This is a genomic window from Lentzea flava (assembly GCF_014648475.1).
GTDB classification, from domain to species: Bacteria; Actinomycetota; Actinomycetes; order Mycobacteriales; family Pseudonocardiaceae; genus Lentzea; species Lentzea flava.
Genome location: NZ_BMRE01000078.1, coordinates 20,936 through 30,232, shown reverse-complemented (window position 1 = coordinate 30,232; position 9,297 = coordinate 20,936). Strand labels below are relative to the sequence as shown.

Here is a 9,297-nt window from a genome sequence, read left to right as displayed (position 1 = left end):
CAGCCAGTCAAACGATCACTGACCGCCTACGACCATTGACCTTGGAATCAACCATCTAGAGCGTGAGCAGGCCGTTCTCGTCCAGCCAGTCGGCCACGTCGTCCGGCCCGTGCCGGGTCACGTCGAACTCGAACACCGGCAGGATCGACTGCTTGGCCAGCTCGCGGAGCTGGCCCTGCTCGGCGATGAACGGCTCCAGCGACACGTACTGCTTCGGGTTCGCACTGATCTTCAGCCGTTCCACGCGTGCTTCCTCGAACGTGTCCTCCGGCCGGGTGCACAGCACGATCGCGAAGTTGAGCGGCTTCAGCCGTTCCTCCAGCCACCCGAAGTCGAACTCGCGCCCCTGCCGCGCCTGATACGCCATCGTGGACAGGTGGAACCGGTCGACGATCCACGAGTAGTAGCGCTGCAGTTCGAACATCCGCACCCACGTCTCGTAGGTCTCCAACGCCTGGGCGGTCTCCTCCGGCGCGAAGTCGATCAGCCCGCGGCCCCACGGCTCGTTGCTGAACCCGCTCCACTCGGCCGAGATCAACGGGGAGTGGTAGCGGTACTTGCGGTGCCCGACGAGACGGGGGTGTTCGTTGAGCGCGTAGGCCAGGTCCGTCTTGCCGGTCAGGCGCGTGCCTTCGAGGATCACCTTGGGCGTGAGCTTCATGATGGCAAGCTTGCCCTGTGATCCTCTGTCTCGACGTCGGTTCCACCTGGACCAAGGCCGCGCTCATCACCGAAGAGGGCGAGCTGGTCCGGACCGGACAGCACCCGACCACGCCGCCCGAGGTGCTGCGCGGCATCGACGCGCTCAGGGACACCGTCGGCGACGGCGAGATCCTGGCGTGCTCGTCGGCGGGCGGGGGACTGCGGTTGGCCGTTGTCGGCCAGGAACGCGTGGTGAGCGCGGAGGCCGGCTACCGGGTCGCGCTGTCGGCGGGCGCCAAGATCGTGCACGTCAGCGCGGGCCCGGTCGACGTCCGAGCGCTGCGGGCGTCGTCCCCCGACCTCGTGCTGCTGGTCGGCGGCACGGACGGCGGCGACCGGTCGGTGCTGCTGCACAACGCGGCCAAGCTCGCCCGCGTCGCCGTGCCGATCGTGCTGGCGGGCAACGTCGAGGCGCAGCAGGAGGCGTTGCGACTGCTCGCCGCGAGGACCGTCGTGGCCTGCCCGAACGTGCTGCCGGACGTCGGTCAGCTCGACCCGGAACCGGCCCGCAAGGCGATCCGCGCGGCCTTCCTGCAGCACGTGATCGGCGGCAAGGGACTCTCGCGCGGCCCGCGGTTCCGTCAGCTCGTGCGTGCCGTGACGCCGGACGCGGTGCTGGCGGGCGTCTCGCGGTTGGCGGCGCAGGACCGTGAGGGTGCCGTGCTGGTGGTGGACGTCGGCGGCGCGACCACGGACGTCTACTCCGCGGTGTCCACGGCGGACAGCGAGGGTCTTGAGCGGACTGTCGCGCTGCCACCGGACCGCCGCACGGTCGAGGGCGACCTCGGCATGCGTTGGTCCGCACCAGGCGTCGTGGCCGAAGCGCTGGCCGAACGCCTGACCACCGAGGACCTGACCGAAGAAGCCCGGCTGCGCGCCGAGAACGTCGGCTGGCTGCCCGACGACCCGGCCGTGGACGTGCGGCTGGCGTCGTTCGCGGCGATCCTCGCTGTGCGCAGGCACCTCCGGCAGGTCGACGGTCAGCTCGGACCGCACGGCGCGGGCCTGCTGGTGCTCTCCGGCGGCGTCTTCCGCCACACCCCGGACATCACGCCGGTCGTCGACGCGCTGCGGGGCGACCCGGTGCTCCGCCCGGTGTTGCGCACCGCCGAGATCACGGTGGACCGCGACTACGTGCTGGCGCCGGTCGGCCTGCTCGCCGAGTCGGGACGGCTCGACGCCGCCGACCGGCTGGCGAAACGCCTGGCCTAGGAGGCTTCCTCCTCGTCCGGCACGAACTCCAGCAGGTCGCCGGGCTGGCAGTTCAGCACCCGGCACATCGCTTCCAGGGTGCTGAACCGCACGGCCTTCGCACGACCGTTCTTCAGCACCGCGACGTTGGCGGGCGTGAGCCCCACCCGTTCCGCGAACTCGCCGACGCTCATCTTGCGCTTGGCCAGCTCGACGTCGATGCGCACGACGATGGCCATCAGATCACCGCTTCCATGTCGGAACGCAACGTCGTGGCGCGCTGCAGCAGCGCCCGCATCACGATCAGCACGAGCCCGAACACGGTGACTCCCGTGGTCAACAAGAACAGCACCATCGGCGCGCCGGGGTCGTCGGCGTTGAAGCCGACCCACAGGAACACCCCCACCAGCACCACCCATCCGGCCGCGATGGCCCACACCATCACGTTGACCCACTTGATCGCGGCCTCGGTGAAGATCAGATCCTTGCGCACCAGCGTGAGCAGCTTCCACGTCGCGACGATCACCACCTGGACGCAGATCACCCAGAAGATGGAGATGATCGCGCCGGGCCAGATCAGGGGGTCGTCCGGGTTCTGCTGCGCCAGGTACCTGAACTTCCCCGGCAGCGACAGCGTCTCGAACACGACCAGGATCCCGAACAGGACCACCAGGAAGACCCGGAGGGCGGTCACCGCCCAACGTTCAGCAATCATGCGATCGAGTATCGGTAGTGATCTATCGAAAGTCAATCGGTAGTGATCGTGTTGCAACAGGTCTCTACAGTGATCGCCGTGGGACTGCGTGAGCGCAAGAAGACCGAGACCCGAGCGGCCCTCGCCGCCGCCGCGCTGAGGCTGGCGCTGGAGAAGGGCGTCGACAACGTGCGGGTCGACGAGATCGCGGAGGCGGCGAACGTCTCGCCGCGCACCTACAACAACTACTTCGCGAGCCGCGACCAGGCGATCGTCGCGGGCATCACGGCCTCGCGCGCCCTGACCGTGGCCGCGGCCCTGCGGTCGCGGCCGTCCGACGAGCCCCTGGTCGAGTCGATCATCGCCGCGTTCGCCGAGCAGTACCGCGAACCCCCGTCGGAGGCACTGGCGCTGATCACGTCGACGCCGTCGTTGCGCGAGGCCTACCTGGATTCGACGTCGTCGATGGAACCGCCGATCGCCGAGGTGATCGCCGAGCGGCTGGGCAAATCCGAGCTCGGTGCCTCGGTGCTGGCCGCCGCGGTGTCGGCGGCGGCCAGGATCGCCGTGCGGAGGTGGGTGGACCTGCGGCCGTCCGGCCTGGTCGTGGTGCCCGCGCAGTCCGTGGAGGACCACCTGCGCGAGGCGATCGGTCACCTCGCGCCGGCGCTCACGTGAGCTCGTCCGCCAGCACGCACATCAGCAGCTCGTCGTACCACTGCCCGTCGCGGAAGAACGCCTGCCGCAGCCGCCCGTCCACCTGAAACCCGATCTTCTGGTACGACTTGATCGCCCGCTCGTTCGCCTCGACGACGGTGAGCTCGATCGAGTGCAGCCGCATTGTCTCGAACCCGTACCGGCAGACCCGGCGCAACGCGTCGGTGCCGTACCCGCCACCCCAGTACTCGCGCTCGCCGATGTAGATGTCGACCTTGGCACGCGCGTTGATCGGGTCGGCGTCCCGCAACGCCACGATGCCGATGGGCTTGCGCTCCTCCAGCGTCTCGATGCAGAGGGTGACCTTCTCGTGCGAGTTCTCCTGGCGGTCGGCCAGGCGTTTGCGCAGGCCCGCCAACGACTCGTGGAAGTAGCTCTGCAACCAGCGCATGACCTCGTCGTCGTTGTGCCAGCGGTACAGGGCATCGGCGTCCTCGGGTTCGAGGGGCCGCAGGCGAACGAGATCTCCGGTCAGCATCTTCAGACTCTCCATCGGGAACGGACAACACCGTCGTCATCGGGCAGCACCGCAACCAGCAGCGGGTTGTACTCGTCCGCCAACCACGGTATCGACAGTGCTCCGCGTGCCTGGGCCAAGTGCAGGTACAGGTCGTCGTAGAGGTCCTCGTCGGCGCAGAGTTCGGTGATGACGCCGTCGCCGTCTTCCCACACGAGCGTGACCGTGCGTTCGTTGTCCCTGATGTCACGCAGAACGCTTTGGACGTCGTCGTCCAGCTCCGGCCAGACCACCAGTCCCGCCCTGGGTGTGAGGCGCCGGCGAATCCCGCTGACGTCCTCGGGGCGCAGGCGGTGCCAGCGCGAGGCGTTGCGGACACCGACCTCCTCCAGGATCACCGAACCCCGTTCGGTGACCAGCGCGGTCAACTCCGTCCAGAACCCCTCGTCGGCCGGGCGCGGTGCCGGCTCATCGTCCTCCGGGTCCGGCTCCCACTCGTACCGTCTGGGGAAAAGCCCGAGTTCGCGCGTGCGGGCCACGGCCTCGTCGCACGGCATGTCGGTGCCGATGTCCATGTACTGGTCGTACCCGATCTCCACGTAGAACCGGTCGTCGCATTCCAGCCGGCACCAGGCGCCGTTGTCGCGCAGCATCGCCCGCACGAGAGCCTGTGCGGTGCCGATCGGCACCCGTGCGCCGTCGTGGTAACCGGTCAGGTCGCGGGGGAACAGGCTGTCGAGGCCGTGGCCGGGGATGGTCGGCTCCACGCCGAAGTTGATGTACCCCGCCACCGCGGGGTCGCGGATGGTCAGTTCGGTCACGCCCGCGTTCTCGGCGAACGCCGCCATGGCCGCCAGGTAGGCGGCTTCCACCGGGCCGTGGTCGCTGCGGACGTCCTCCGGGCCGTGGTAGTGCCCTCGTTCGTCACGGTGGAGCGGGTTGTACTTGGTCACCTCGTACACGTACGTGAGCACTGGCGCAGCCTACGAGCCGCCCAACGCGTCCCGCGACCGCGTTTCCGGCTTTCGCGCGAACGGCAGCGGCGGTGCTTCCGGTGCCTCCACGTCCAACAGCCCGGCCGCGATCGCCACCGCCCGATCCCACTCCGGATCCGACGTGTAGTCCGAGTGCGCCGACACCCCCGACCGCCACCGCCGCCCAGGGAACGGCCCTCGCTGCGGATCCGGCAGCCAGTGATCACCGCCCAGCACCAGCGCCCCTGTCGGCCCGCGCAACGCCGGCGCCAGCGCGCCCTCCGAGCCGTCCGCGCGGTAGCCGACGCCGAGCAGCATCCCGTCGAACACCTGCCGCCGCCACGTCATCACCGCGCCGCCCAGCGGATCCGTGCCGCGGCACAACGCCCGCCACCGTCCGTCCAGCCCGCCGGCCAGCCGCGCCAGCGACGCGTGCGGCACCACCGCCGGGAACGCCCGCGGGTAGGCCCACTGCAGCTGCGAACCGGCTGTCACCAGACCGATCCGTTCCCGGTCGTGCGCCGGCAGGTCCTCCAGCAACCGGGCGGCGGCAACAGCGACCAGCAACGAACCCTGCGAGTGTCCACAGAGGACCACACGTGTGCCGGGGTCCCGCAGGTGGTCCTGCACGCGGGACACCAGCTCGGGCACGACCTTCAACGCGTAGCAGGGCGGCACGATCGGGTGCGCCTCCCGCGGCCAGAACTGCGCGATGTCCGCGATGATCCCCAGCCGCCGCCCGGATTCCGGCTGCCGCGCCGCCAGGTACACCGCCCGCAGCAACGACACGGCGAGCAAACCGAGCACGAAGACACCGAACGCCGAGAACGGCGCCGTCCACTGCGGCGGTGTCACGTTGCGCACCCGCAGCAGCGTCGCCAGCACGGCACCGACGACCAGCACGGCCGCGATGATCAGGATCATGTGGTGCCCGTGGTTGCGTTCCCAGCGTGCCCACCACCACGCCCGCGTCGCGGCGCGAAGATCACGCATCCGCCCGGAGTGCAGCAGCGAGGCCTCGCGCGCCCACACCTTGCCCTTGCGGAACGCCCGCCACCGCACCGCGCCGGTGAACGACGCCACCGCGAACGTCGTGAGCAGCGCCAGCGCCCCGGCCACGCCCCACAGCAGGGTGATGTAGGCGTACCCGTCGGGCAGCAGCAACCCGCCGCCGAGCGCTTTGCGCACGGGCAGCGCGACCCCGGCGCCGAACCCGCCGCCGAGCAGCCCCGCGATCGCGAGCACCGGCGCGGCGAACCAGCCCCCGGCCCACGGCCGCAGCTCACGCGGCAGCGAGGCCCACGTCTTGCGCGCCAGCAGCGCCGCGGGCACCAGCAGCAGCGCGAACAGCACCGCCACGAACGCCATCAGCAACGCCACGAACTGCACTGTCACGTCCGCGCCGAGCACCCGCTCCGGCAGCTGCTCCTGCAAGGCGAGCGTCGTCAGGACGAGCAGCGCCGACAGCACCATCAGCACCCGGCGAGGCTGCCGGCCGAGCGACGCGCGCAGCCACCGCCCGCCCCGGTGAGGAGCGCCGCCGGTCGGGTCGTCGAGCAGCAGCACACCGAGCATCGACAGGCCGATGAACACCAACGCCACGACCCACGCGACGGTGATCGCCACCCCCATCGACCCGGAGGCCGTGAGCTGCTTCAACGGTCCGCCCAGCGCGATCAGCGAGGCCACCGAGAGCGCCATCACGACGTGCAGCGACCGCAACGCGGGGGTGTCCGGGTCGGTGGCGACGTGCGCGCCGGGCAGACCGGAGGCCGGCTGCCGTTCCTCGTCCTCCGCCTCGGCGATCTCCCTGCGTTCGATCCGCCAGTCGACGTGCGAGATCCGGCGCATCACCGAGATCAGCACCACGACCGGCAGGAGCCCCAGGAAGGTGCGGAACCAGGGGAACAGGCGAACCTCGGTCGGAATGCTGGTCAGGCAGGAGGCACCGGGGCGCAGGCACTGGGCGGCGAGCAGGTCGAGGGTGACCACGGAGACCTGCGCCACCAGCAGTGCCGTCAGCAGCAGCGCGAACACCCGCAGCAACGACCGCAGACCGAGCCCGAGCAGGTGGGCCGGCAGGTTCCGCTCGGGAACGGGCGGCAGCATCCAGTGCGCGACGTTCGCGATGCTGAACGGGAAGAGCAGCGCCCACGTGGCCTTGGCCACACCACCGGACGTCATTCCACCCCAGAGGTACCCCTCGACCACGCGGGGCACCGGGCGTCCCTCGGTCTGCAGCACCGGACCGGGCGCGGGCCTGCGCAGTCTGTCGGCGGGACGCACGATGCGCCCGAGCCCGTCGCCTGCGACGTCCACGGCCGCGACGGCGTCGACCAGCGTCTGCGGCGTCGTGCCCTGAACGCCGTGCACGCGCAGCTCGACGACCCGTGTGTCCGGGCCCGCGATCAACACCCGAGACCTCCATCCACCGACATTCGAGTCATAGTGGTCCATCTTCGGGCGGTATGGTCGGACGACACCCTCTCTGAAGTGCCTTGGAGGACTTCGCATGACCGCGGACCGGTTGCAGACCCGCAACGGCATCGACTTCGCAGTGGCCGACCTGTCGCTCCACGAGTTCGGTCGCAAGGAGATCCGTCTGGCCGAGCACGAGATGCCCGGCCTCATGGCTTTCCGCCGCGAGTACTCCGGGGTGTTTCCGCTGAAAGGCGCACGCATCTCCGGCTCGCTGCACATGACCATCCAGACCGCCGTGCTCATCGAGACGCTGGTCGATCTGGGCGCCGAGGTGCGCTGGGCGTCCTGCAACATCTTCTCCACCCAGGACCACGCGGCGGCCGCCGTCGTCGTCGGTCCGTACGGCACGGAGGAGGAGCCCAAGGGCATCTCCTGCTTCGCCTGGAAGGGAGAAACGCTCGAGGAGTACTGGTGGACGGCTGAGCAGATGCTCACGTGGCCGGACGGCAAGGGCCCGAACATGATCCTGGACGACGGCGGCGACGCGACGCTGCTCGTTCACAAGGGCGTGCAGTACGAGGCGGCCGGCGTCGTGCCGTCAGCCGAGGACAACGACTCCGAGGAGTGGAAGATCGTCCTCGAGACGCTCCGCAACTCGCTGGCCGCCGACGGCAAGAAGTGGACGAACATCGCCTCGGGCATCCGCGGCGTCACCGAGGAGACCACGACGGGCGTCATGCGCCTGTACCAGCTGGCCGCCGCCGGTGAGCTGCTCTTCCCGGCCATCAACGTCAACGACGCCGTGACGAAGTCGAAGTTCGACAACCGCTACGGCATCCGCCACTCGCTGATCGACGGCATCAACCGCGGCACCGACGTCTTGATCGGCGGCAAGGTCGCGGTCGTCTGCGGCTACGGCGACGTCGGCAAGGGCGCCGCGGAGTCCCTGCGCGGCCAGGGCGCCCGCGTGATCGTCACCGAGATCGACCCGATCTGCGCCCTGCAAGCGGCCATGGACGGCTACGACGTCCAGCGCCTGGAGGACGTCCTGGACCGCGCCGACATCATCATCACCACGACCGGCAACAAGGACGTCGTGATGGTCGACCACATGGCGAACATGAAGCACCAGGCGATCGTCGGCAACATCGGCCACTTCGACAACGAGATCGACATGGCCGGCCTCGCCCGCTACCCCGGCATCCGCCGCAACAACATCAAGCCCCAGGTCGACGAGTGGGTCTTCCCCAACGGCAAGAGCATCATCGTGCTCTCCGAGGGCCGCCTGCTGAACCTCGGCAACGCGACCGGCCACCCGTCGTTCGTCATGTCGAACTCCTTCTCCAACCAGGTGATCGCCCAGATCGAGCTGTTCACCAAGCACGAGGAGTACGACAACGAGGTCTACCGCCTGCCCAAGGTTCTCGACGAGAAGGTCGCCCGCATCCACCTGGAGGCGCTCGGCGGCAAGCTCACGAAGCTGACCAAGGACCAGGCCGAGTACATCGACGTCGACGTCGAGGGCCCGTTCAAGCCGGAGCACTACCGCTACTGAGTTCTCCTGGTCAGGGGCCTCCCGCGCCGGTCGCGGGAGGCCCCTGTTTCATGTGCGTCGTGGGATTCTTCGGCACCTATGCCTACGAGCACGGCAAGTGGACGACTCTGTCCGAGGGCGAACTGCCGCCGCTCGTGGAGCCGTTCCTGTGGATCGACATCCACGACAGCGACATCACCTCGGTCGTCTACGGACCTGCTGGTCCGGGCACCGGCGTCGCCTACCTGGGCCTGACACCGCGCACCTACTTCGAGAACCCCAACGCCTCCGACCCCACGGACGTGCTTCGCGAGGCCGCTGGGCTGGCCGCGTGGTGGGCGCTGCGGAACTCGGGCGATGTCACCGCCAAGCAGGCCGAGATCCTCGGTTATCTGGCCGAGGACGAGGAACCGGGTGACTTCTCGGTGGACGACGAGCAGGACGTCGAGGACGCCGACGTGTTCGTCGAGATCAAGACCGCGCGGTTCCTGGAGGTGCTGGGTTTGCCGGTGCCCCACGACCTCGGCTGACCAACCTCGGTGAGGTGCATCGCAGCCGACTGTTCGGGATCTTCATCGACACCCCCGCCGCGGAAGCCGCCGCAGAG

General features: G+C 69.3%; 10 protein-coding genes. 4 read left to right on the top strand and 6 right to left on the bottom strand.

Translation table 11 applies throughout. The features are described from left to right. Nucleotides 1-55 precede the first annotated feature (55 nt). The gene (locus IEZ09_RS42435) at nucleotides 56-661 is read right to left on the bottom strand and encodes a hypothetical protein (RefSeq protein WP_189259521.1); all 606 of its coding nucleotides are present in this window, start codon (nucleotides 659-661) and stop codon (nucleotides 56-58) included. A gap of 17 nt (nucleotides 662-678) precedes the next feature. On the opposite strand from IEZ09_RS42435, the gene IEZ09_RS42430 reads away from it, so the two are divergent. Further along, the gene (locus IEZ09_RS42430; RefSeq protein WP_189259520.1) at nucleotides 679-1,914 is read left to right on the top strand and encodes a glutamate mutase L; all 1,236 of its coding nucleotides are present in this window, start codon (nucleotides 679-681) and stop codon (nucleotides 1,912-1,914) included. Here the strand turns inward: IEZ09_RS42430 and IEZ09_RS42425 are convergent. Next, complete coding sequence (locus IEZ09_RS42425; RefSeq protein WP_189259519.1) at nucleotides 1,911-2,132, bottom strand: helix-turn-helix domain-containing protein; 222 nt, start codon at nucleotides 2,130-2,132, stop codon at nucleotides 1,911-1,913. The genes IEZ09_RS42430 and IEZ09_RS42425 overlap by 4 nt on opposite strands. Beyond that, a complete protein-coding gene (locus tag IEZ09_RS42420; protein ID WP_189259518.1) occupies nucleotides 2,132-2,608 on the bottom strand; it encodes a DUF2975 domain-containing protein in 477 nt (158 codons plus the stop codon). Before IEZ09_RS42420 ends, IEZ09_RS42425 begins: the two co-directional genes overlap by 1 nt. Nucleotides 2,609-2,686: 78 nt before the next feature. Here IEZ09_RS42420 and IEZ09_RS42415 point away from each other — a divergent pair, with 78 nt between their 5' ends. Further along, nucleotides 2,687-3,265, top strand: coding sequence for a TetR/AcrR family transcriptional regulator (locus IEZ09_RS42415; protein WP_229813433.1), 579 nt, complete (start codon nucleotides 2,687-2,689; stop codon nucleotides 3,263-3,265). On the opposite strand, the gene IEZ09_RS42410 is transcribed toward IEZ09_RS42415, so the two are convergent. The 3 genes from IEZ09_RS42410 to IEZ09_RS42400 are packed head-to-tail and all read right to left on the bottom strand — an operon-like array spanning nucleotide 3,258 to nucleotide 7,150. Beyond that, nucleotides 3,258-3,782, bottom strand: coding sequence for a GNAT family N-acetyltransferase (locus tag IEZ09_RS42410; protein ID WP_189259524.1), 525 nt, complete (start codon nucleotides 3,780-3,782; stop codon nucleotides 3,258-3,260). The genes IEZ09_RS42415 and IEZ09_RS42410 overlap by 8 nt on opposite strands. A gap of 2 nt (nucleotides 3,783-3,784) precedes the next feature. After that, nucleotides 3,785-4,735: an RNA-binding protein gene (locus IEZ09_RS42405; RefSeq protein WP_189259516.1), complete on the bottom strand. Its 951-nt coding sequence runs from the start codon at nucleotides 4,733-4,735 to the stop codon at nucleotides 3,785-3,787. A 9-nt stretch (nucleotides 4,736-4,744) separates the two neighbouring features. Further along, on the bottom strand, nucleotides 4,745-7,150 hold the full coding sequence (locus IEZ09_RS42400) for a hypothetical protein (protein WP_229813432.1): 2,406 nt from the start codon (nucleotides 7,148-7,150) through the stop codon (nucleotides 4,745-4,747). 97 nt (nucleotides 7,151-7,247) lie between these two features. Between IEZ09_RS42400 and ahcY the strand changes: the two genes are divergently transcribed. Continuing rightward, entirely contained in the window at nucleotides 7,248-8,711 is a 1,464-nt protein-coding gene (gene ahcY, locus IEZ09_RS42395) for an adenosylhomocysteinase (protein ID WP_189259514.1), read from the top strand. A gap of 50 nt (nucleotides 8,712-8,761) precedes the next feature. Beyond that, the gene (locus IEZ09_RS42390) at nucleotides 8,762-9,220 is read left to right on the top strand and encodes a hypothetical protein (RefSeq protein WP_189259513.1); all 459 of its coding nucleotides are present in this window, start codon (nucleotides 8,762-8,764) and stop codon (nucleotides 9,218-9,220) included. Nucleotides 9,221-9,297 lie beyond the last annotated feature (77 nt).

Excerpts from the sequence above, each read along its gene's own strand:
- IEZ09_RS42435 (WP_189259521.1), bottom strand. The coding sequence starts at position 661 with ATGAAGCTCACGCCCAAGGTGATCCTCGAAGGCACGCGCCTGACCGGC.
- IEZ09_RS42425 (WP_189259519.1), bottom strand. The coding sequence starts at position 2,132 with ATGGCCATCGTCGTGCGCATCGACGTCGAGCTGGCCAAGCGCAAGATG.
- IEZ09_RS42420 (WP_189259518.1), bottom strand. The coding sequence starts at position 2,608 with ATGATTGCTGAACGTTGGGCGGTGACCGCCCTCCGGGTCTTCCTGGTG.
- IEZ09_RS42410 (WP_189259524.1), bottom strand. The coding sequence starts at position 3,782 with ATGCTGACCGGAGATCTCGTTCGCCTGCGGCCCCTCGAACCCGAGGAC.
- ahcY (WP_189259514.1), top strand. The coding sequence starts at position 7,248 with ATGACCGCGGACCGGTTGCAGACCCGCAACGGCATCGACTTCGCAGTG.
- IEZ09_RS42390 (WP_189259513.1), top strand. The coding sequence starts at position 8,762 with ATGTGCGTCGTGGGATTCTTCGGCACCTATGCCTACGAGCACGGCAAG.